Source organism: Pseudoalteromonas sp. APC 3893 (assembly GCF_030408095.1).
In the GTDB taxonomy this organism is placed as follows: domain Bacteria; phylum Pseudomonadota; class Gammaproteobacteria; order Enterobacterales; family Alteromonadaceae; genus Pseudoalteromonas.
Window position 1 is genome coordinate 75,638 of the sequence record NZ_JASDCD010000014.1, and the last position, 24,112, is coordinate 99,749.

The window sequence follows — 24,112 nt, forward strand, 5'->3', positions numbered from 1 at the left end:
GCTATATACCCTCCCCCTTACTTGTAACTTTTTAACACTTAATAAGACGACGCTAGATGAATCCTAAACTATTTCGCTCATTGAGTATCTTTGTCAGAATTGTTGAAACTGGCAGTATGAGTAAAGCAGCTCAAGAACTTGCTATGACCACGTCAGCAGTCAGTCAACAAATTAAACAAATTGAGCGTGAAATAAATTTAAGCTTATTTAACCGTAGTCCTCGTGATTTAACTCTAACAGAAGCTGGTGAACTCCATTATCAAAGCTGTTTAGCCATCCTCAGTGCAGCACAACAAACGAGTGAAAAACTACAGCTATTACAAAATAGGCCAAGTGGCCAATTAAAGCTTGTTGCTCCGGTAGGTTTCGGTGGTGGGATTTTAAGTAAGCCATTAAAACAATTAACGGATCAATATCCAGATTTCGATGTGCAACTGAGTTTATCAGATGAAGCTGTAGATATGATAAAGTCAGGGGCTGATTTAGCCATTGCCATTGGCCCGTTAGATGAAACAAACCTTGTCGCTCGGCTTCTTGCTAGTTGGCCACTCACGTTATGTGTATCTAAAAACCACGAATTAGCCACTAATTCTTTACTTGCGCCCTGGCAGCTAACTAATTACACCCGTATTGCCCATAGTTCAGCAGAGTTTCCACTTAGCCACAAGCAAGATTAACAAACCGTTCAGTTACCCAAACCCCGTATTAAAGTGAATAACATGCACAGTATCATTCAGCTAGTGTGTGATGGTGTAGGCTACGCTATTTTGCCCAAACCGGAAGTGAAAACTTTATTAGACAATGGTGAATTAATTGAAGTGAGCCCACAATGGCAGTTGCCCAAATACGACGTACTCGCAATGACACCAAAGCGGGATATCTTAGCCGCTAAGACAACTATCGCGATTGATATTTTAAAACAGCATTTTGATGAAATTTCTGCGGCCTTATAACTGACACAGCAAGCGGTGTGTATCTTAGGTCTGCTTAAGTATATACTTACGCAATATTATTCTAATTAAATGTAAGCAATGACAGCACCTAAAAAGAAAAGTAATTTTTTCAGTAATCTTATTTTTAATATTATTTTACCTGCGGTAATTTTAAGCCGTTTTAGTACTCCTGACACACTAGGTCCCGTTTGGGCTGTTGTTGTAGCCTTGGCTTTTCCACTATTATTTGGTTTATGGGAGCTAAAGCAATCCGGCAAAGTTAACTTTTTCTCTATTTTGGGAATTATCAGTGTACTACTTACTGGCGGTATTAGTTTATTTGAGCTTGACCCACAGTACATTGCGATAAAAGAAGCTATGGTGCCTGGAATTATTGGCATTATTGTGTTGATCAGCCAGTACACTCCCTACCCGCTCATCCGCAAGTTATTAATTAACCCTGAGTTGTTAGACATAGAAAAACTAACTCAGTCACTAGCGCAACAAAACAACACCGCCGTATTTGATGCAAAAATGCGTTTAGCTGGGTTTATTGTCGCCAGTGCATTCTTTTTATCAGCAACCTTAAATTACTTTTTAGCAAAAGCCATTGTAGTCAGTATGCCGGGAACTACCGCCTATGCCGAAGAGCTGGGTCGTATGACATGGTTAAGTTATCCGGTCATTGTTGCACCAACGATGGTGTTACTCGTAGGCGCGATTATTTTTACCTTTATGCAAATAGGTAAACTCACTAAGCAGCCTATAGATGACTTTATTTTGCAGTAAGTGGTTGGTCAAAAGTCTTAGCGATACATTTTAATAAATCGCATTACGCAATCTGCAACGTATTCTGCCGGCGGAAGGTCGTCGGCTTTTGCATGGCCAAGTGCGTGGCATAGTTTCCAATCTATTGATCACCGTACTGGTGATGTCATTTAATTCGTTTACTACCACAGCATTAATTTTAGTCAACGCCTTGCAAGCGGCGATGCTTGGCTTATTAAGTGTATACATTGCAGACTACCCTTTCGGTTTTACCGTGATCATCGGCTTATTAGGTTTAATGGGGCTGGCAATTAACGCTGCGATCGTTATTTTATCCGAACTTAACGCAACCAGTGCTTTAACCGATAAAAACAAGATCATTGCCGCGGTCATGACTTGCTCTCGCCATATCAGTTCAACAACTATTACTACGGTGGGTGGCTTTTTACCGCTGATTTTAGCCGGTGGAGGCTTTTGGCCACCGTTTGCAATCGCGATTGCTGGCGGTACAGTGCTAACTACTATGCTGTCATTTTATTTTGTACCTATCGCTTATTATTTACTATCAAAACGAAAGTTGCACTGTAAATAAGCATTCACTCGAACTAAACAAGGCCTCAATTGAGGCCTTGTTTATGTTAAATTACTTAAAACTCCCAGCTCAGTGACGCCCAATAACGGCGGCCGTCTTCAACATAACCGTACTCATCCTCAGTGATGGCTTTATCGAAAATGTTATACACACCAAAGCCAAGCTTTACCCTGTTGGTTAAGCTATAGTTACCACCGATATCCGCCAAAGTATAATCCGGTGCAATAAGGCTACTTTGCGATGGCCCGGTTGTTGGTTGGCTTTCTTCACCGCGATAATGCACACGTAACCAGCTGCCAAATGTATCGCTCGGTTGCCAATTTAAGGACGTTTGCAATATATGTTTAGGTAACTGATTTAACGGGCTGCCTTTGTACTTACCCGATTTTTGCTCGGAATCGGTGTAAGTGTAATTTGCCCTGACGTCGATATCACTGCTGATGTCATACGACAGCGTAAATTCAAAGCCTTGCGTAACCGCTTCATCAACATTTATATATGTCGTTGGCATTGAGCCAAACTGATTTGGACCATCGGTGCATTGTGTTAACGGGCAAGCAATACGGGTAATTTTGTCATCAAACTGATTATAAAACACGGTACTTGAGACATTGAGATCGCGGCTAACATCATAGTAAACCCCCATTTCATAGTTAACGGACTTTTCTGGGCTTAAATCCGCATTACCATAAATATTACCACCTCGACTTACTTGCCCCCAATCTGGCGTTGATTGACGAATATTTGGCGCTCTGTAGCCTGTTGAGATACCACCTTTAATTGTGAAATCATTAGTTGCTGAATAAACGCCATATAAGCGAGGACTCCAATGGCCAGCGAAGTTACCATCGTGATCGTATCTAAGTCCTGTCGTTAACTTAAATGTTTTAGTAGCACTCCATTCATCTTCTGCAAAGATAGACCACTGTTCATTCTCAATGTGTGTTAAGTCACTAATTTTATTGCTGGTGTAATCATCCAGTAGTTCTTTTAAATACGCCGCGCCTACCGTAGCATTATGATCGCTAATAACTGGCAAGGTCCAGCTAGTTTGCACGTCGGTGTTTTCAACAAACATTTCACGGGAGGTGTTGTCGAACTTATCGTATTTTAAGTAGCTACGAGAAGAGCCAAAATCGTAAAAGCCATTATGACTGAGTGAAAATGTTTGTTGTTCATATTCGCTCGTTGATGATTCTGGACAACCACGGCGCCCACAAGATTCACCAGGAGCGAGTGGCTCTATCGTTTTACCTAAAGTAGCATCAATGGTTTGATTCCCAGTGCCCAGCTCAAGCATAATTTCATGGTTATCTGTAGGGGTTAAAATAAATTTAGCCTTAAGGTTGCTTTGCTCTTTGCCTCTATAACCTGTCGGAAAATCATCTTCATCTCGTTTGGAAAATTGCCCAGAGAACTGCACACCGAGTAACTCAGGAATTAAGCCGCCCGCAGTAAAAAAGCTACCTTGATTAATATTACCCGACTCATTACGCTCTTGAATTGTGCTATCAAGGCGTACTTCGCCATACCATTGCTCTGGTGTTTTACGGGTAATAATATTGATCACCCCACCAATAGCATCAGAGCCATAAAGCGATGACATCGGACCGCGAATAACCTCAATGCGTTCAATTGCGGAGATCGGGGGTGTCCATGCACCTTCGACACCCGGTCCATCACTGTTTGGGCGAGTTTCGCGAGATGTCTGCCGCTGCCCATCAATTAGAATTAAGGTATATTGACTCGCCATGCCGCGCAGACTAATGTCTTTTCTATCGCCGCCGCCAGTGACAACAACACCGGGCACGTCGGTTAATGCATCGGTTAAATCTCGATAAAAACGTTTCTCGAGCTGTACTCTGTCTATCACGCTAATACTGGCTGGTGCCTCTTTGAGCATTTGTTCACTGCCAGATGCTGATACCACAATCACTTCCATATCTTGCTTTGCATCATCCGCATGGGCTGACACACTCAAAGCGCTTAAAATTGCTGCAGTTAACGGTATAAATTTACGGCTTACCGTATTCATGATGATTCTCCGTGACTTCTGTCTTATAAATGATAATAATTAGCGTTTGCGATATTAATCAGAAGTTCCCTCGTTCTCAACGTGTGAATTCTTAAAGCTATGTTAAGCAGGACTTAAAGTTATGAATGGGAAATTACTAAAGGCGCTCAATGTGTTCGCACGCACAGTGGAAACAGGGAATATGAGTAGTGCAGCACAAGAGTTAATGATGACCACCTCTGCTGTAAGCCAACAAATAAAGCAACTTGAGCATGAGTTAGGTTTAAGCTTGTTCAATCGCAGTCCGCGGGTGCTCACACTCACCGAAGCAGGCGAGCTGTATTATCAAAGCTGTATCAAGATGCTGGCCCTGAGTGAATCTGCGTCGCAGCAGTTACAGCACTTACAAAATAACCCCAGTGGCCGATTAAAGTTAGTGGCACCGGTGGGCTTTGGCGGCGGGCTGTTAAGTGCACCACTACAGCAATTAATCAGCCAATACGAGGATATTGATATTCAACTCAGCTTGTCTGACGAACCTATTGATATGATAAAAGCCGGCGCTGATTTAGCCATTGCGATTGGCCCTTTGCAAGACTCGAACTTAATCGCAAGGCACTTAGTTGACTGGCCTTTAGTGTTATGTGTGCACCACAGCCACCTGTTAGCCAATGAGATCAGTAACGATATTGAGCAATTAACAAAAATGCCACGCATTGCACACATAAGCGCTGAATATGCGCTGACACATAAAGCAACTAAACAAAGCGTTACATTGCCCGCAGCACGGATCACCGTAAACAATATGCAAAGCATCATTCAACTAGTATGTGATGGTGTTGGCTACGCCATTTTACCCGAGCCGGAAGTGCGTAGTTTATTACATTCAGGTGAATTAAAACCTTTGTGTACCGATTGGCAACTCCCCCATTACAGTGTGTTTGCAGTCACGCCTGCGCGGGATATTTTAGCTGCGAAAACGAAAGCCGCAATTGCCTTATTAAAAGCAAGTTTTGCGGCTCTTTCGTTAGTAAAAGCCAGTAAAAATTAATTTACTGGTTTTAACTCAATTATCGATACGGAACCAAGAGGATCAATCTTGTAATCTTCACTCGGTTCGCCTTCATCGGCGGTGATGATTAATTTACCATCTGGACTGAACGTTACCATGTCTGGCAGCGCTCCGACTGCAGCTATCATTTCAAGCTCATAACTACTGGTGTTAAACATAGCAACAACGCCAGTATCCGTTTTCACGCCTGACTCGATCGCAGCGGCAAGTTTTCCGCTTGATACTGCCACTGAATTTACACCCGCACCATAGTAGCTGATATCGATGGTAGCTAAAGTAGCAATGGTGGCCGGATTAGCAAAATCAACCACTTCAATACGCGGTGCACTAAGTAAACTGCCGTTATTAACTACAAATAAGCGTTTAGTTAGTTCATCATAAGCTGTAATTTCTGCAGCACCTTCACCACCTTCCAGTAATAAACGTGATGTAAAATCAAACTTACCTTCGCTGTTTTCAGAATAAACAGTAATATTGCCGCTGTCTTCGTTTGATACCACAAGTTGCGAGTTACCTGTAGGGCTTTGCGCAGCCGCTATAAATAGAACCCCCTCTGGTGCATCATCATCTTGTGTTACCAGCATTTGTACAAATGATACCGCATTCACGTCTGTAATATCATAAACAGCAACCGCATCAGCACGCTCAAGCGCAATAAAGGCATAACGCTTATCACCGACCATCCCCGTTGTTATACTTTCTGGCTCAGTGCCTTTCGCATCACTGCGGTCATCTGGATACACACCCGCTTTTTGCGCTTCAATCGCTAATGATGATCCACTATCAAAGACTTGCTCACCGGTATCACCATTGTAAATAGAGAATGAACGAGCACCAAAACTATGTAATTTATTATGACTTGAAGCTGCACTATCAGAATCAACATATTGCGAAACTAATAAACGACCCAATTCAGCATCGGTTTGTAGCATAGAGGCATCGGTGAAAACTGAACCGTCGAGTATCACGTCAGCAACTTTCTCACCTTCTTCAAAGTTAGTGAACCAATCGCGCACGTCCCCTTCATTTGCGGTCAATACGTAGTGAGTGCCGTCTTGTGCAAACGTTGCGATACCGTCTGGTTGATACATACCAACCACATTTGCACGTGTTTGTAAGTTAATTACATCATCTTTATCACTGGCATCAATTTCGTTGCCAACTACACCGTAATCTTTAAGACCTAGCGCAAAGATATCAGTAATGCTCATGCCCACTAAATCAACTTTCGCAAGGCCATTATTTTCTTGTAATGACACCCAAGCTGTTGCTGAATCTGCTGATACTGCAATGTACTCAGGCTCCACGTCGGTGGCTAAATCAGCATCTTTACCAAACACACGGAACCCTTTGCTTTCCAGCTCAACTTCTTGGTTATTAAACGCGGTAAAGTTAAGAGTCGTTGCCGTAGCAACAGTGGCTGGTGTGGCAAAATTTTTACGACCTGGGCTGGCATAAAGCTGTGGTGCATTACCTTCATCTAAATCAATAAAGTCCATACCATCAGGGAAGCGACCATAACTGTTTACATGGAAATCGCCGTAGCTTACCTGCTCATGTACTTCACCTTGGTATTTAAGCTTAATTGTTTCGCCTTTACCTAACCCAAAGTCTTCATTATTGTTAAATATTGCATTTGCAGGCGCACCATTTGGTAGCGCAGCCCCTTCGACCATGTCCGGTATTAGCACAATAAAACCATGCCCAGGGATTTCAGTACCGGCAGGAATGGTCATGCCCGCTTCGTTATTGGCCTCACGGTCTAAATCAACTAATTCCCACTCATTTTCACTAAATACAAATGGTTCTGATGATTTGTTGTAAAGTTCGACGTAATCGAAATCGGCGTCATCACGGCCTTTTGACACCACTTCGTTAATTACGATATCTGCAGCCGTTGCTCCCTCGACCACATCAGGAAGTTTATTGGCTGAACCTGGAGTGGCTTCTAGTGCTTCATCTTGGCTATGCCAAGCACCACCATCTGGTAAGCGGCCCCAAGTTTCAACATGGCTACCATCATTGTAGTTTATGCTTTGTACAATCTCATTATTATGAACAAGTAACGCGGTATCACCTTTACCTAAACCAAAATCGGTGTCACCTTCACTGGCGGCAATCGTGCCCGCAGGCGCATCAAACGGTACACTTGTTTGATCCACTGCAATCACTAAAAAGCCACCGGCTTCAATGACTGTGCCTTGCGGGATTTTAACTCCAGGTTCTTTATCTTCTGAAAAACCTTTAATATCGTTTACTGCCCAGTTAGCATCAAAGGTAAATGCTTCATCTGACGTATTGTAAAGCTCAATATAATCATAGCCACCACCTGTTGAGCGCAACTCATTGATAACAATATCACCCTCTTCAGGCATCACAACAGCGCTAAATGTCGCTGTAATATCTTTATGACTATCCATCGTTAATGTAAGCGACGGGGTGTCATAATCAGCGCTGCCAATATCACCCGTCCATGATACAAACTCATAACCCTCTGCAGCCTGAGCCGTTAACATAACAATCGCATTTTCTTCGTAATCTTCACGCTCAGGTGAAATCACAACATTACCCGCACTTTGCGGCGTAATTTCGAGCATTAACTGATATCGTGCTGGGTCCATATCATTATTATTATCGAGATCACAGCCAGATAAAGCGCCGAGCATTAGTAGACTGCCCACAAGTGGTTTTAATTTCATCTTATTTCCTTGGTAAGTACAAAATTATTATTTTAAGAGCAGCTACAATAAGGAAGAATTTTGACAGTTAGATGCCATTTACATGGCGCCTAGGTAACAGGTTAGTTACATTATTATGAAAGATACTTTACAAAGAGGGACAAAAAACGCGATATTGAACCGCGTTTTTTAATTGAAATTAGACTAAATCACTCACCAGGTGTAGCTGACTCAGCTGTACCTCCATCACTTAATAAGTACTTTTCAAGCCATTGCTCTTGCTCCCAAAGTACATGCAATAAGCTCTTACGCGCTTTATAACCATGCGCCTCATAAGGTAGCATAACCAAGCGAGCCTCTTTACCTAAGCCTTTAAGTGCTGCGTACATACGTTCACTTTGCATTGGGAATGTACCCGAATTTGGATCTTCTTGCCCATGGATCATTAACATTGGTTCGTTAATTTTTTCAGCATGAAAAAATGGCGACATCGCTGCATACACATCTTGTGCTTGCCAAAAATCACGCTCTTCACCTTGAAAACCAAAGGGTGTCAGGGTACGGTTATAAGCACCACTTCGGGCAATACCGGTTTTAAATAAATCACTGTGTGCTAACAAATTTGCTACCATAAATGCACCATACGAGTGCCCTGCAATAGCAATTTTGTCTTTATCGGCAATGCCTTTTTCAACTAGAACATTCACAGCAGCTTGCGCACTTGATACTAGCTGCTTTCTAAATAGGTCATTTGGCTCTTTACCCTCTACGCCTACGATGGGCATTTTCGGATCATCAAACACCGCAATACCTTTAGCAAGATATGGCATGGGTCCCCAATAACCAACATAGGTAAACGCATAAGGTGATTCACGTACTTGAGAGGCAACTGCTTTATCTTTATATTCAAGCGGGTAAGCCCACATTAGCACAGGTAAAGTACCTTGGGTTTTATCATAACCAGAGGGTAAATAAAGCGTGCCTGTTAATTCAACACCATCGTCACGTTTATAACGCACAAGCTCTTTTGTAACTCCTTTAAATGCTGGGTATGGGTGCTCAAAAGTTGTTAGCTGAGTCAGTGTATCGTCATCTAAATCACGAATAAAAAAGTTTGGCTGCTCTGTTTTTGACTCACGGATAGTGATTAATCGCTCACCTTCATCATCAAGCATGGCACGCACACGTTCATAATAAGGAGCTTTAGATTGCCATAAACGTTTTGTCGTATTCGTTTTAATATCGTATTGGTCTAAAAACGGCACATTCCCTTGCTCAGATGCACCATTGCCGCGTAAGAAAATATAACGACCACCAACCACTTTAATGACGCTGCTGCCTAAATCATTACGTTCATAGATTGCACTGCCTGGATTTTTATAGGCATCATTATAGCTTCGCTGTGAAAACAACACTCTGTTTCTATCAGCGTTACGCGGTTGAATTACAAAAGTGCGTACTTGGCGATCACTAAAGCGCCAATCTCTTAACATAGCCACATTTTGATTAGCCCACTCAATGCCAGCAAAACGTCGCTCAACTTTAGCAAACAGTTTTGGCTCTCGTTTAAAAGGCGCACGTAAAGAATAAATATAATCATGATGCGGCACATCGGTTTTCATATCACCGCCATCTTGCGCCTCGGCCCAAATGACTTCTGCGCCTTGATCTGCTCGCCATTCAAAATCACGACGGCCTGTTCGTACACTGTCATAACCTTGCGGAATATTATCTGCAAGGGGCTGTTTAACCAGCTCCATTAGCGTATAACCTCGCATTCCCCGAATTTGCCAAGTGGTTGCAAACCGACTGTACGGTACTTGATAAGAAAAGGGCTCATCTATACTGGCTACCAGTAGATTCGTCGAGTCAGGTGAAACAGAGAACGACTTAAATAAAGCCGGCTTGCCAATTGCTCGCGCTACACCACTAAGTGGAATATAAGTTAGTTGCCCTTGCCCATAAAATTTAAATTGTTGCTCATCAAACGGACTAGTCAACAAGTTCTGATAAGTACGTGCTGGCGCTTTTTCACCCTTACTTTGCTGAATGATCGGAACGATATTTTGGCTGTCGTTAGTTAGCCTTGGCTTACCAATATTCACCGCTGCGTTAGCTACAATTGCGGTGCTATCGGGTAACCATGTATAAGGGCTACTGGTTAAAACCGAGTTTAAAGCAACATCTGCAAGCTGGCGGGCCAGTTTTGTTTGAGTGTTATACACCCATAAATTAGCCTTCTGTGGCTGCTCGACAATAAAAGCAAGGTATTGTCCGTCAGATGACCACTTCGGCGAGCGGATCACACCCGCAGGTAAATTAGTAACAGTAACCACAGCACCGGTTTCAATATGCTTTAAAGACAAGCTTGTAAACTTGGTGCGTTCGCGAGAGCGTGAAAAATTAGCAGGGTTGAGCTTTACACCCGCAAGTTTAAACTCTTCTTTGGCTAGATCATCAAGTGACTCTATGCGTTTTCGATCAAATAGCGCAAGCCATTGACCATCCGAAGATAAATAACTGCTTGGCGCAAGCTTAGCATCAACTAACGCAGCTAAATCATTAGAGGGAGTTTGATAGCCTTGCTCAGCATGGGTTGGGGTTGTGGCCCCAAATGTCACGGCAAGGGCTAAAAAAAGCGAAAAAGCCTTCATCATTTTTCCTTTTTAATTGTTATTAGATAAGTAAAACATGTTTCGGTACATTCATAAAGGCTTTACCTTGATTAGCCTATAAATCATTCGTATAGCAGCTAAAACACAGCTTTAATGACTTTATCAGTCTGTTTACGTTAAACTTAGCTATTATGTTGACTCTTGTATAATGATGAATGAAAAATAAAACCAATAAAGTCACAATTTTTGATGTAGCCAAAGAAGCTGAAGTATCAAAATCGACTGTCTCATTAGTGCTTACGCAAAGTGACAAAGTCAGCGATAAACGCAAAGAAAAGGTACTACAGGCAATTGATAAGCTAGGTTATGTCTATAATCGTGACGCTGCCGCACTGCGAAGCAAGCGCTCAAACTTAGTCGCGGTAATTATTAACGACCTAACAAACCCGTTCGCAGCTCAGCTTGCTGTCGGGCTTGAAGAGCATTTATACGCTATGGGTATGTTGCCTATGTTGGTGAATACAGCAGAGAGCTATCAACGCCAACAACAAGTTGTTAAAAACCTCAAAGAGTACAACGTAGCAGCATTTATAATGTGCCCGGCACCGGGGACTGAGCAAGTATGGCTAGATGAGCTAATTCAACATAACTTTCCTGTTATCAATATTATGCGAGAAGTACCATATAGTCGTGCGCCAACTATTTTACCTGACAACAAAAAAGGCACTCACCTAGCGACAACGCATATTCTTGAGCAGGGGATCACCGACATCGCATTTTTAGGCGGTACCGACGATATTTCTGACTACCACGAGCGCCTAAATGGTTTTTTGTCTGCACTAGAAAAATTTAACATTAACACCCAACCAGTCATTAAAGCAGTAACCAATCGGCAAGGCGGTAGAGATGCTTTTAACCAACTATATAAATTAGCCCCTCATATAAAAGCAGTGATTTGTTTCAATGATGTCATTGCTTACGGCGTCATAGAAGCTATCGGACAACACGGACTCAGCGTAGGCAAAGACATAAAAGTAGTCGGATTTGACGACCTTGCTGATTCAAAACTTATGTCGCCTTCATTAAGCACTGTGGCTATTGATGCACATGAGATTGGCAAACGCACCTGCCATACCCTACAGGAGCTGTTAAATAATACCGCGGCCCCCGTACGCACCTTGGTAGATGTAAGCTTACAAATTAGAGATTCAAGTAAATGAAAAAAGTATTAGTTATTGGCTATGTTTGGCCTGAGCCAAATTCCTCAGCTGCTGGTACCCATATGATGTCGCTGCTTAAGGCATTTAAGTCACAAAATTGGCAAGTAGAGTTTGCCAGCCCAGCACAAAAAACTGAGCACATGGAAAACCTAGAAGAGTACGGTATTAGTAGTCAGGTGATAGCACTCAATTGCAGTAGCTTTGATGAATACGTGACAGCTTATGCGCCAGATATCGTAATGTTTGACCGCTTTATGATGGAAGAACAATTTGGCTGGCGCGTAGATAAGCACTGTCCTAATGCCCTTAAAATTCTCGATACAGAAGACTTACAATGCCTACGTAACGCGCGCCACGAAGCTCACAAAGGCAATCGCGAATTTAGCCACAGTGATTTACATTCAGATATTGCTAAGCGTGAAATTGCCGCCATTTTACGCTGTGATTTAAGCCTCATTATTTCTAGTTTTGAAATGCAACTGCTTGCAGATGTATTTAAAGTCGACAATCAGCTATTACATCATTTACCCTTTATGGTCGATTTATCTGCATTGCCAGCTAAAACCAAGACATTTGAAGAGCGCCAACACTTTATGACTATTGGCAACTTTCGTCATGCGCCAAATTGGGATGCAGTATTATATTTACAGCAAATTTGGCCACTGATACGAAAACAGCTACCAAAAGCAGAGCTGCACATTTATGGTTCTTACCCGCCACCCAAAGCAACCGCACTCAATAACCCTAAAACAGGCTTTTTAATTAAGGGCTGGGCAGCGGACGCCTATACCGTTATGGAAGATGCCCGAATTTGTTTATCACCACTGCGCTTTGGTGCCGGTATTAAAGGTAAATTATTAGAAGCGATGATCATGCAAACGCCCAGTCTCACCACAACAGTTGGTAGTGAAGGAATGCATGGCGAATTACCTTGGCCAGGTGTAATTGAAAATGATCCTCAACGTTTTGCAGCTGCAGCAGTGGCACTTTACCAAGATCCACTCCAGTTTTTAAACGCACAAAAAAATGCCCATTCACTGCTAAGCGCTCATTATGATAAAGCACAACTAGCAGCTAATTTAATAAATAAAATTGTGGCTATTGAAAGCAACTTAATACAACACAGAGAAAGTAATTTTACCGGCCAAATGCTTAAACACCATACCATGCGCAGTACTCAATATATGGCACAATGGATAGAAGCAAAAAACAAGTAAAAAAAGCTAGACAGGAACAAATTTGTGTTTAAAATCGCCGCCAAATAACTGGGCAATTTAAGCTGTATTGTCTATATTTTTTAACTGAATAATTTAAATTTTGGTTCAAAACTCATTTGAAAACCGCAACGTTTACTGAAAAACGCAAATTTATCGTAAAGCTTGGCAAAATGCTTCATAAATACGGTACGCCTGCGTACCGCCTTGAAGCACATTTAATGGAAGTGGCAACCTACCTTGGCTTAAAATCATCGTTTGTTATGTCGCCTACATCTGTCACCTTTGTGATTTGGACTGACGGTCATGAAGATGAATACACTCATGTAGCACGGGTTGATCCAGGCGATCACGACTTAGGCTCATTAGCCGATACAGATGATCTAGTAAATAAAATGCTGAACGATGAATTAACCTTGCAAGAGGTTGATCATCAACTGGATATTATTTTTGCAGCTCCAAACCCCTATAATAAGCTTTTAACAGGTATTGCTTTTGCCACTTCGGGCGGCGCATTTGCAATGCTCATGGGCACCAGCTGGAATGACGTTATCTGGTCCGGCTTACTTACATTTATTGTATATTTATTTGTACTTTGGTCGGCTCGTTCGAAACGGGTTGCTCATATGCTTGAGCCGCTTGTGGCAATTATTTCTGCAATTCTGGCCTGTGCGATTAGTGTTTACATAGATGCACAAATTAATATTCGCCTTATTGTACTCTCTGCCATTATCGTGTTTATACCCGGGCTTGCACTGGCACTTGGCTTAGCAGAGCTTGCTGCGCGGCATTTAGTGTCAGGTACCGCACGGGTGATGGACTCGTTTATGCTTTTATTTAAACTCTACTTTGGCGCATTTATTGGTATTGCAATTGGCTTTGCCATGTTTGGCCAAACCGACTTTATCCAGCCAGAGCCGTTACCTAAATGGACTGCTTGGTTAGCAATTTTGCTTTTATGTAGTAGCTTAATCGTTATTTTTAGAACAAAATTAAAGCACGCAGCGTGGTCAATTGCCTCTGGTTTTATTGCCTATGGCACCAGTATCGGCCCAGCCATTTATTTAGACTTAGATTATACCTTAGGTACATTTATAGGCGCATTTTCAGTGGGAGTGTTTAGTAACTTATTTAATCGAGTCGCGAACGCACCGGCTTCTATTGTTGCCATGCAAGGCTTGATTGTATTAGTACCTGGTAGCAAAACCTATATCGGACTAAACTCGTTAATAGAAGGGCAAGATTTTGTATCTGCAGATCATATCGGTCAACAAACCTTCTTAATATTTATGTCCCTCGTGGCAGGGTTAATATTTGCCAATGTAGCGCTCCCGCCGAAAAAGAGCTTATAACCCCCCACCAGCGCTTAGCCTATGTTAAGCGCTGTGCAAACCTCCTCACAAGCTGGGTCGATACGGGCAATCTTAAACTCCCACTTAATTTTAGACTTAAGTAGTCGCTGGCTAATTCCGACCGTTAGTACGTTTATTATTTAAATTTACACTGTTCTTAAATGTCACAACTTGTGAATTGGCACTAACTTTTGGTTCTACTGATATAAGTAAACTTAACTTATTAAAGTTAAAATAAAATAAAAAACAAATAAGCCACTGATTAATAATAAATAAAATAATAAATAAAATATATAAAAAGTCACTTTATCAATTTCACAACTATTCACTTAGTTTCAAGACTCGGTAAATCAAAAAGCGTTTAATAGAACCACAAACCCAACTTAGTACATGTTATTGCCACACTAATAACGGTGGTTATTAAACTTGGGGGCGTATATTGGTTTTAAAATATGGCTGTGCTTATAAGTAAAATACTTGCCATCAAAACCATACTGTTAAACAACAAAACGAAGTGTTGATTCAAGGGGAATCGAGAATGATAAATATAAAGATGAAAAAGCTACATTTAGCCGTCAGTGCATCACTTGTGACATCAGCGTTAAGCTTACCTATGATGGCACAAAGTGCCCAAGCCCAAAGTACTGATGAAGTTGAAGTTATTCAAGTGCGCGGTATTCGTGGCAGTGTTGTAAAATCATTAAATACAAAACGCTATGCCAATTCAATTGTTGATGCTGTTACCGCCGAAGACATTGGTAAGTTCCCTGATCAAAACGTGGCTGAATCTCTACAACGTATTACCGGTGTTTCAATAAGTCGTAATTTTGGTGAAGGTGAACGTGTAAGTATTCGTGGTACCAGCGAAAGCCAAAACCGTACACTGTTAAATGGTCAAGCTGTGGGCTCTGCCGACTGGTGGACTAACTCAGCTGCAAGTCGTGGTTTTAACTATACCATGCTACCGTCTGAAATTGTTTCTGGCTTAGAGGTGTATAAATCACCGGAAGCAGATATTGATGAAGGATCTATTGGTGGCACGGTTATCGTAAGAACGCGTAAACCGCTTGATTTAGAAGCCAATAAGTTTGCCGGCTCAGTGCTTGCGCAACACAGTGAAATATCGGGTGAAACCGATCCACAGCTATCGGCTATGTATAACTTTAAGACCGAAGATGAGTCTTTCGGTGCGCTTATTTCATTGGTTCGCCAACAGCGTAACCTACGCCGCGATGGTATTGAATCATGGAGCTGGGCAAAGCGTGATATCACTTTAACTGATGGCACCGAATATAAAGACGTGTACAGCCCTGGTGGCGGTGGCTCAGCCATGTTTTTACAAGAACGTATTCGTACGGGTATTAATTTAGCTGTGCAATACCGCCCTACCGAGCAACTTGATTTAACCTTTAATGCCCTTGATTCGACCCTAGAAGCAAATAACGAGAATCAAAATTTCTTATGGTTACCTGGCTATGGCGGCTCGCAATACACAGATGCCACGCTAATCGAAAACGACCAAGTAGGCACCATGCTAGTTGGCGGCACATTAGGTTTATCAACCACCGCAAATAACATTTTAGATGAAACTAAAGTACGAAACTCTGAAATCAAAACCAAATCGTACGATTTAAAAGCCGATTATCAAGGCGACTTATGGCTGACTAGTGTGCATGTTGGTTATACTGAAGGCAGTGGTGGTTCGCAAGCTGATAGAAGTGTGGGTTGGGAAGGTAATTATGTACATAGCTTTGATACTTCAAGTGTTGAGGACGTACGTACCAGCTACGGCGCAGATCCTGCTGATGGTAAAAACTGGGATTTAGGTTTTTTACGTTACGACAGTAACGATGCCAAAGATGACGAAACTTACCTACAAGTGGATTTTTCGCGCCCAATTGACATCGCTGTCTTTAATAACGTTAAGTTTGGTTTGAAATACCGCGACCACTCTCGCTTTAATACTAAACACACCACCGATAACCGCACAGATTTAGGTTGGAGCTTAGCCGATTATTCACTCTCTATGCCATCTGATTACTTGTCAGGTCTAGGCTCAGACGGCACATTAAGGGATTACGCAATCACTGATTCAAGTAAAATTCGCCAAGATGGTGATGCACTTGATTGGAACTACCGCGTACTCAAAGCCAGCACCTTTGAGGTTGAAGAAAAAATCACTGCAGGTTACGTAAAGGCGGATATTGATGTTGAAGGTATGCGCGGTAATTTAGGGGTTCGTTTAGTACAAACTCAGCAATCCTCCGCTGCCTATGTGGGTGAAAGTGGCTCTGAAGTGTGGACCAATGATGACCGTGATTACTTTGATATTCTGCCAAGCATTAACCTTGCCATTGATTTAGAAGAAGACTTATTACTACGCTTTAGTGCAGCACGGGTAATGTCGCGCCCAGACTATGCCGCAATGACACCATCAACCTCATATAACCTTGAAACACAAACTGGCAGTGGTGGTAACCCTGAAATTGACCCATACCGTGCAACACAGTTTGATACAGGTATTGAATGGTACTTTAGCGAAGCTGGTTTATTCTCTGCGGTGGTATTTTATAAAGATATTCAATCTTTCTTAGATGTAACACCTACACTTGAAATGCACGAAGGTGTCGAAATACTGGTAAACCGCCCTACCAATGGTCGCTCTGGTCGTATTCAAGGTTTAGAGCTTGGTTATCAGCAAGAAATCTTAGAAGGCTTTGGTTTAAATGCAAACTACACCTTCGTTGATGGTGAAGCAAAAGATAAAGATGGTAATGATACAATAATCCCTGGTAACTCTGAGCATACGGTTAACTTAAGTACTTACTATGAAACAGACACATTTAGTACCCGTATCTCTTATAACTTCCGAACGGGTTACAACTCAGGTCAAGGCCATGGCTATGTTGATGACTACGCTCAAGTAGACGCCAATTTTACTTATAACGTAAATGAGAATGTGTCGTTAGTGTTTGAAGCAATTAACTTAACAGACGAGCACACATTCAGCTACCAAGAAGAAGGTGTAGAACAAGCGCTAACAGGCGTTTATGCTGATGGTCGTCGTTTTGTAGCGGGGATACGCTTTAACTTTTAAACAGGTTTAGTCGACTTACTTAACTAACACAGGTATTCGACTTTTGCCAAGGAAGGCTGCCCCTATGCCCAGGGGTTTAAAGCAGGTAACCTTTTGGTTACCTGCTTTTTTATTAACGAGCGGGCAAGTTCGCGCTAGTAATAATAAACAAAACAAGTACAATCAGTAGTTAAAAACGCCACTAGGTTAATGTTAGCAGTAGCTAAAGTTTAAATTCGTGCCAACACATTTATTTAAGTATCTACACAAATTCAAAGCCAAGCTTTTAATCTTAAAAGTAAGTCTAGTTGTGTCTGCGTTACTATTTTTACCTTTTGCAAAAGCAGATTTGCTCAGTGCAACACTACACTACCACCAAGGTAATTTTGCCAAAGCTAAACAAGAATTTACCCAGCTTGCTCAGTTGGGCAATCCGGATGCTATTTATAATATCGCAGTGATGCATCTACATGGTCAGGGCATGGATAAAAATAATGCGCAGGCGTATGCTTGGTTTAGTTTAGCTGCAGATTTTGGCTTAGCTGATGCACGCGATACAGCTATGCTGATTGCGCAACAAACGAAAAATAAACAACCCCTTGATGATGCCTATAATGCGCTGTTAAAGCATCTGAGTTTTCAATGGTATAACGAGCAATTACGCCCCGAACTAAACAATCAACCTAACAATGACACCAGCTTAACTCGCGGTTATACCGTAGAGCCTAAATACCCAGAGCACGCTTATAAAAATGGTATTGAAGGTTGGGTGTGGCTAGAATTTGATATTGATGAAAGTGGTGCTGTCACCGACATCACACTGATCGACTCAAACCCCGAGAAAACCTTCGATAAAGCAATTGTAAATGCTGTTAAACGCTGGCAGTATCAAGCCGATAAAGATCAGTTGCCCTACTATAATCGCTCTTTGCTTTACCATTTCACTACTTTTAAAGGTAAGCAATATGCGCAAAGCTTTCAGAGCCAACAGCGCCAGTATAATGAAGAAATTACAGAACTGATTGACGCTGCAGAACAAGGCAATGGCTTAGTACAATACTACATTGCTAACTGGCTCAGCTCTGACGAATATAACGCTACACGATTACTAAAATACCACTGGCAACAGAGTAATGCCTCTGACGAGCTTTTATTACAAGCGGCGAGTAATGGCTATGCCAATGCACAATATCGCATCGGTGCTAATCTACTGCGCGGGGCATATGGGAAAATCGAACGAGAAAAAGGCCTTAACTGGATCTTACTTGCAGCACAAAATGGTTTTGCCCAAGCGCAATACCGATTAGGCCGTGAGTTACTTGATAAAAAGCACTTAAACTATGCACCAAATAAAGCTGTTAAATGGCTGCAGACAGCTGCTGAGCAAGATCTTTTTGTCGCAAAACGTGATTTAGCGAAACTATTATATTCATTGCACAAGGTGGATACCGCAACAGTAACTCAAGCACTAAATAGCGCGCTAAAAGATGATCCTAATCATCCTCAGCTGTTATTGCTCAAAGCGAAAATCGCTGCTAAAAATAACAGTGCTACAGCAATAAAGATTGCCCAGCACGCACTCAATGAGGCAAAAAGCCGTAACTGGTACGTAGGCCATATTACTCGGTTTATTGCTGCTCAACTTTAGTAGCCCGATGTAAAAGAATATCCGTTTCTATGCCATCAACTTGGCTAAACACCACTTGTTTACCATCTAAAGAGCTACTGATATTTAAATTTATATCTAAATCAAAACCATACATACCCAGCTCTTTAATAAATACATTGCGCTTTTGTTGCGTCAAATAACAATACAACAACAATTGGTGCCCTTGGCGTAATACATAATAAATCCCCTCTTTAAACACTGCAGGTTTAAATAAGGCAAGAGATGGTAATAATTGTGACAGCGGTAATTGCTGTTCAAGCTCACCAGCTAAATACCGAGCAACATGTTCCTCATATTCAAGATAAGAACTATTGAGTTGCCAAAGCGGGTGCTCTAAATCTAAACTTTCTAGCGTCACATTATCACTTACAAGCGCGTTACTCATTAGCTGAATATCATATCGCCAATCTTGCCACCGCCCTTGACTGTTTTTGGCTTGATAATAAATACTATGGCTATCTTTAGACCAATGAACGGCGTTAAGTTGCTCAAACCCAGATATGATAGGCACTAACCGCCGAGAAAAGGTATTGATCAAATATATATTATGCAATTGATCTGCCAATAAAATATTGTCTCCATTAGGAGAAAACAACAAGTATTTAGGAGTAATATCACTGGGCAATGTAGCAATTAAATTAGCACTTTTTCGCTGCTTATGCTTTAGCCACACTTCTATATTTGTAAACCCAGTGATCCCACGGCGCTGCAATGAAATAAACGCACTTTGCTGACCATCCATCGACACTGCCGGGAGTATATCCATACGTGATGACGAAGATAATTGGCTTGAACTGACGATAGGTTGATCTTTAGTAAGCGCTAACTCAATCTGATATAAATTTATCCGTGCTTGGCCTTCGGCATGAGCAATATCGCCAGTGTGAGGATTAATCGCTAAATCAGCGATAAAGCCTAATGGTTGGTGGATCATCTGCTCAGCCCCATCGTAAGCATAGCGCCTTAGGGCATCATCTCCTAGCCAATAAAAACCGGGGTCGCTGTCCATTAATAGTGGTGCACGAAAGTGGCGACTTTGCGTTACATTTTCACGCATAACCCCTTTATTTAAATCAACTTCACTGAGATTAAACCACCCAGCTTGTTTTTCTAAAATAAGCATTCTATTGCGGCTATTAATATCAAATGCGAGCGGTTTAAAATCACCAACCACTTGCTGCTCAATGATTTTCGGGCTTGGTGCCAATGAAAGAGTGTATTTAATTAGCCGTGGTTGCTCATCTTGCCAGTGAGTAGTGTAAATTGTTTGCGCATCTACCCAATGTAATTTTGTTGGCCCGTGACGCTGCTGGCACTTTGCTAACCTAAACTCAGGACTCAGACGCCACGTTTCAATTGCATTAGCCACAGACATCACCCTGATATCACAACTAATTGGGTCGTATCTAAAATACGCCAACCATTTGCCATCTGGCGACCAAACCGGTGCCTCTTCAGAATAACCAGAGCTTTTAATACTGTGTACGGTTTTACTTTGGTGATCAAAAACGGCTAAATCAAATTGGCTTTGTTGATGATTAGATTGACTAAAAGCTAAATATCGGCCATTTGGGGAATAACGTAAGAACACCTCAGCCCCTGGTGCTGAAGTAATACGTGATTGATATTCATACGCTAATGTGGGCTTGCTGGGCATAAGTAAATATTGGCTAAATAAAGTAACTAAGCAACCTATAAATAAACCAATCACAATGAATAGTGCAGAAGTACGCGGACTTGCTGGAATCACTTTTTCTAAAATAGTTGGGGCTTCACTAACTTTAGCAATTAACTGATAGCCAACTCTGGGAACTGTGCGAATAAAATAGGCGGTTTTCTGATCATCATGCAAACTTTTACGTAATTGCGTTACGAGCTGACTAACCGAATTATCACTCACAACCACATCAGGCCACACAGTATCCATAATAGTATCTCGTGTAACGGCTTGGCCTTGATGACTTACTAATAGCTTGAGCAACATTAACTGTTTAGCTTCAATAACGCACCACTTACCCGCCACCTTGATTTTTAACGCGGAAAAATCAATAAGCACATCATTGAGTAGTAACTGTTTTGGCTTAGCTTCGGACATCGTTTGGTTTTTACACAAGTTAATCTATGGTTAAATATGCGAATAAAGCGTATTATATAAAAATGCGGTACATATTAGCACAGCCGTTTCCTGTGTTCTTATTTTATAAGTAGTTATCACTGCTCATTTTTCTCATGTTGTTGGCGTTGGGTCATCTATGACAATAAATATTACAAAATTTGTTAACATAATACTGATTTATAGTGCATTTTATGCGCTACATGGAGCGGCTAATAATACCCCACAAACCGAGCTAAACCAGTTAGAAACAATACAAATTAGGGGTTATCATGACAGCGCTGTCAAGTCTTTACTAGATAAACGTGACAGTCAATCTATTATAGATACTATCAGTGCACAAGATATCGGGAAGTTTCCCGATAAAAATGTTGCAGAGGCACTCCAAAGGGTGACCGGAATTTCTTTATCAAGAGCCCAAGGTGAAGGGGAACGAGTGGGTGTACGTGGTACAACACCAGAACAGAATCGCACCTATCTAAATGGTCAATCTATCGCGTCTGCAGACTGGTGGATTTCAACTCAACCTAATCGAGGCTTTAATTACACGCTATTACCTGCTGAACTTGTTGCCTCATTAGACGTTTATAAAACACCCCAAGCTGATCATAACGAAGGCTCTTTAGGGGGCACGGTTAATATAAAAACTCAACGTCCGCTGCACATTGATACTAATCAATTTGTGGTTAATGCTCAGATGCAATATAACGATTTATCCGGTGAATTCGATCCACAATTTAGTGCTTTTTATAATTGGAAAAACACCGCAAAAGATCTAGGTGTGCTGATTACTGTTACTCGTAATCAGCGCTCATTACGCCGCGATGGCTTAGAGTCATGGGGTTGGCACGAACAAAATTATGATCAAAGCGACGATGGCACTCTTACTCCAACCCATAGCGAATATGCTGATGTTAAAAATATTTGGACACCAGGAGGGGGTGGTTCAGCCATCTTTCAACAGCGACGAGAATTAACCAGCGCTACGGCAAGTATTGAATACCAGCCAAACCTTGATTGGAATATACAGCTTAATACTTTGTATTCAGTACTTGATGCCGATAATAGTAACCAAAACTTCTTGTGGCAACCCAGCAGCATTTTTGCTCGTGGCGGCCATATTAGCGAGCACGGAATTATTGATAACACGTTAGCATACGCACGCTATTCACAGGTGCCAGAGCAAAACACACAAAGTTTACCCTTTAGTACCGCGATGGAAGCTATTTGGCGTGATTCGCAAATTGATACCAGCAACGTGCATCTAATTGCTACTCAACAAGCAAATCTGTGGCAAAATCAGTATCAAATCGGCTTTACCAAAGGCGGTGGTGGCTCAAAACAAGACTATACGTCGCAGTTTTCAGCAAATACAGCCTTTACTGTAGATACCCGCGAAAATAAAAATATTATAGCTAAATACGACACCTCTCCACTAGATGCCACACAATGGCAGCTCACAGAGGCGCGCAACGACAGTCAGGATTCAAACGATCAAGAGTTTTATTTACAAGGCGATTTTGAACGAGCTGTTGACCATTCAATTATTAGTGCCGTTAAGTTCGGTACTAAATACCGTGATCATCAGCGTGACTTTATCAGATATCGCTCAGTAAATGGCGCTTATGATGGGTTAGTAAAACAACTAGATTGGACTTTAGCTGATTATCAAGGCACTTTCCCTAGCGGCTTTTTGACAAATATTGGCAGTCCAGACACGCTGAAAAAGTATAGCTATGTAGATATCAGCAGATTATCGGACGACTTCAATAACATTAATTTTGAGCAACAAGAAGAAAAAGCCAGCCGTTTTGATATTCAAGAACGTACTTTATCAGGTTATGTTAAATTAATGCTCGAAGGCCAAGACTACCGCGCCAACCTCGGAATAAGAGTGGTTAATACACAACAAAACTCAGGCGCATACAAGCGTATTGCAACCACACCACAACAAGAGCAGTTTATCTGGCAACAGCACGATAAAAATTACCTTGATATTTTACCCAGCGTAAATATCAACATAGACCTTTCTGAAAATTTAATCACCCGTATTAGTGCTGCTAGAGTCATGTCACGACCACAATACAATCATTTAATGCCCTCTACAAACTACAATGTCACGCAAGCACAAGGCCAAGGCGGTAACCCTGATTTAGACCCCTATCGCGCTAATCAGTTTGATTTTAGCCTTGAATGGTATTTTGATGATGCTGCTTTACTTTCAATGGCGTTATTTAATAAAGACGTTGAATCCTTTGTCGAATTTAAGCGAGCTATTGAACAACATGAGGGCATCGACATGGCCATTGATCGGCCGATAAATGGTAGTGGTGGTACAATTCGAGGTTTAGAGCTCAGTTATCAGCAGGAATTATTTTATGGTGTAGGCTTAATTGCCAATTATACCTTTGTCGACGGCGATCGTACTGATAGCTTAACAGGACGAAAAAACTATGTACCTGGCACCTCAAAACACACCATAAACTTAACCAGTTACTACGATAATGATTGGCTCAGTGCTCGCCTTGCCTATAACTATCGGACTCAGTTTGCCACCGGTGTAGGTGAAGCTATGATGGACGATTTTGGTCAGCTTGACGGTAATCTCACATTTAAAGTGACAAATAGCCTCGATGTTGTACTTGAAGCAATCAACTTAACTAACTCAATCACCTATGTTTATGAACGTAACCAATACGCGCCAACGGGTATTTACGAAAATGGCCGACGCTTCTACTTTGGCATACGATATAGCCATTAATCTTTTCAGATTGCCTATTAAACGCATATTTTAGTT

General features: G+C 41.7%; 12 protein-coding genes and 2 pseudogenes. 10 read left to right on the forward strand and 4 right to left on the reverse strand.

What is annotated here, in order from left to right; translation table 11 throughout:
• Positions 1-56 precede the first annotated feature (56 nt).
• From QMA12_RS15315 to QMA12_RS15325, 3 genes and pseudogenes are all read left to right on the forward strand, one after another.
• Positions 57-953 (forward strand): annotated as a pseudogene (locus tag QMA12_RS15315) (LysR family transcriptional regulator).
• A gap of 78 nt (positions 954-1,031) precedes the next feature.
• The gene (locus tag QMA12_RS15320) at positions 1,032-1,721 is read left to right on the forward strand and encodes a VC0807 family protein (protein WP_087533424.1); all 690 of its coding nucleotides are present in this window, start codon (positions 1,032-1,034) and stop codon (positions 1,719-1,721) included.
• A gap of 121 nt (positions 1,722-1,842) precedes the next feature.
• A pseudogene (locus QMA12_RS15325) lies at positions 1,843-2,292 on the forward strand (efflux RND transporter permease subunit); the annotation flags it as partial.
• A 55-nt stretch (positions 2,293-2,347) separates the two neighbouring features.
• Here QMA12_RS15325 and QMA12_RS15330 read toward each other — a convergent pair.
• The gene (locus tag QMA12_RS15330) at positions 2,348-4,327 is read right to left on the reverse strand and encodes a ligand-gated channel protein (RefSeq protein ID WP_087533425.1); all 1,980 of its coding nucleotides are present in this window, start codon (positions 4,325-4,327) and stop codon (positions 2,348-2,350) included.
• A 121-nt stretch (positions 4,328-4,448) separates the two neighbouring features.
• Between QMA12_RS15330 and QMA12_RS15335 the strand changes: the two genes are divergently transcribed.
• Positions 4,449-5,357, forward strand: a complete 909-nt coding sequence (locus tag QMA12_RS15335) for a LysR family transcriptional regulator (protein ID WP_087533426.1) — start codon at positions 4,449-4,451, stop codon at positions 5,355-5,357.
• Here the strand turns inward: QMA12_RS15335 and QMA12_RS15340 are convergent.
• Both QMA12_RS15340 and QMA12_RS15345 read right to left on the reverse strand, forming a co-directional pair.
• Complete coding sequence (locus QMA12_RS15340; RefSeq protein ID WP_290210516.1) at positions 5,354-8,077, reverse strand: choice-of-anchor I family protein; 2,724 nt, start codon at positions 8,075-8,077, stop codon at positions 5,354-5,356. The two genes, QMA12_RS15335 and QMA12_RS15340, sit on opposite strands and share 4 nt — an antisense overlap.
• 188 nt (positions 8,078-8,265) lie before the next feature.
• A complete protein-coding gene (locus QMA12_RS15345; RefSeq protein WP_290210556.1) occupies positions 8,266-10,710 on the reverse strand; it encodes a prolyl oligopeptidase family serine peptidase in 2,445 nt (814 codons plus the stop codon).
• Between the two features lie 176 nt (positions 10,711-10,886).
• Between QMA12_RS15345 and QMA12_RS15350 the strand changes: the two genes are divergently transcribed.
• From QMA12_RS15350 to QMA12_RS15370, 5 genes are all read left to right on the forward strand, one after another.
• Positions 10,887-11,891, forward strand: a complete 1,005-nt coding sequence (locus QMA12_RS15350; RefSeq protein ID WP_256827785.1) for a LacI family DNA-binding transcriptional regulator — start codon at positions 10,887-10,889, stop codon at positions 11,889-11,891.
• Complete coding sequence (locus tag QMA12_RS15355; protein ID WP_087533430.1) at positions 11,888-13,108, forward strand: glycosyltransferase family 4 protein; 1,221 nt, start codon at positions 11,888-11,890, stop codon at positions 13,106-13,108. Before QMA12_RS15350 ends, QMA12_RS15355 begins: the two co-directional genes overlap by 4 nt.
• A 116-nt stretch (positions 13,109-13,224) precedes the next feature.
• Complete coding sequence (locus QMA12_RS15360) at positions 13,225-14,457, forward strand: threonine/serine exporter family protein (RefSeq protein WP_087533431.1); 1,233 nt, start codon at positions 13,225-13,227, stop codon at positions 14,455-14,457.
• A 538-nt stretch (positions 14,458-14,995) separates the two neighbouring features.
• Positions 14,996-17,554: a TonB-dependent receptor gene (locus QMA12_RS15365; protein ID WP_290210515.1), complete on the forward strand. Its 2,559-nt coding sequence runs from the start codon at positions 14,996-14,998 to the stop codon at positions 17,552-17,554.
• A 289-nt stretch (positions 17,555-17,843) separates the two neighbouring features.
• Entirely contained in the window at positions 17,844-19,181 is a 1,338-nt protein-coding gene (locus tag QMA12_RS15370) for a TonB family protein (RefSeq protein ID WP_290210514.1), read from the forward strand.
• On the opposite strand, the gene QMA12_RS15375 is transcribed toward QMA12_RS15370, so the two are convergent.
• The gene (locus QMA12_RS15375) at positions 19,162-21,297 is read right to left on the reverse strand and encodes a winged helix-turn-helix domain-containing protein (RefSeq protein WP_290210513.1); all 2,136 of its coding nucleotides are present in this window, start codon (positions 21,295-21,297) and stop codon (positions 19,162-19,164) included. The genes QMA12_RS15370 and QMA12_RS15375 overlap by 20 nt on opposite strands.
• 157 nt (positions 21,298-21,454) lie before the next feature.
• Here QMA12_RS15375 and QMA12_RS15380 point away from each other — a divergent pair, with 157 nt between their 5' ends.
• The gene (locus QMA12_RS15380) at positions 21,455-24,076 is read left to right on the forward strand and encodes a TonB-dependent receptor (RefSeq protein WP_290210512.1); all 2,622 of its coding nucleotides are present in this window, start codon (positions 21,455-21,457) and stop codon (positions 24,074-24,076) included.
• Positions 24,077-24,112 lie beyond the last annotated feature (36 nt).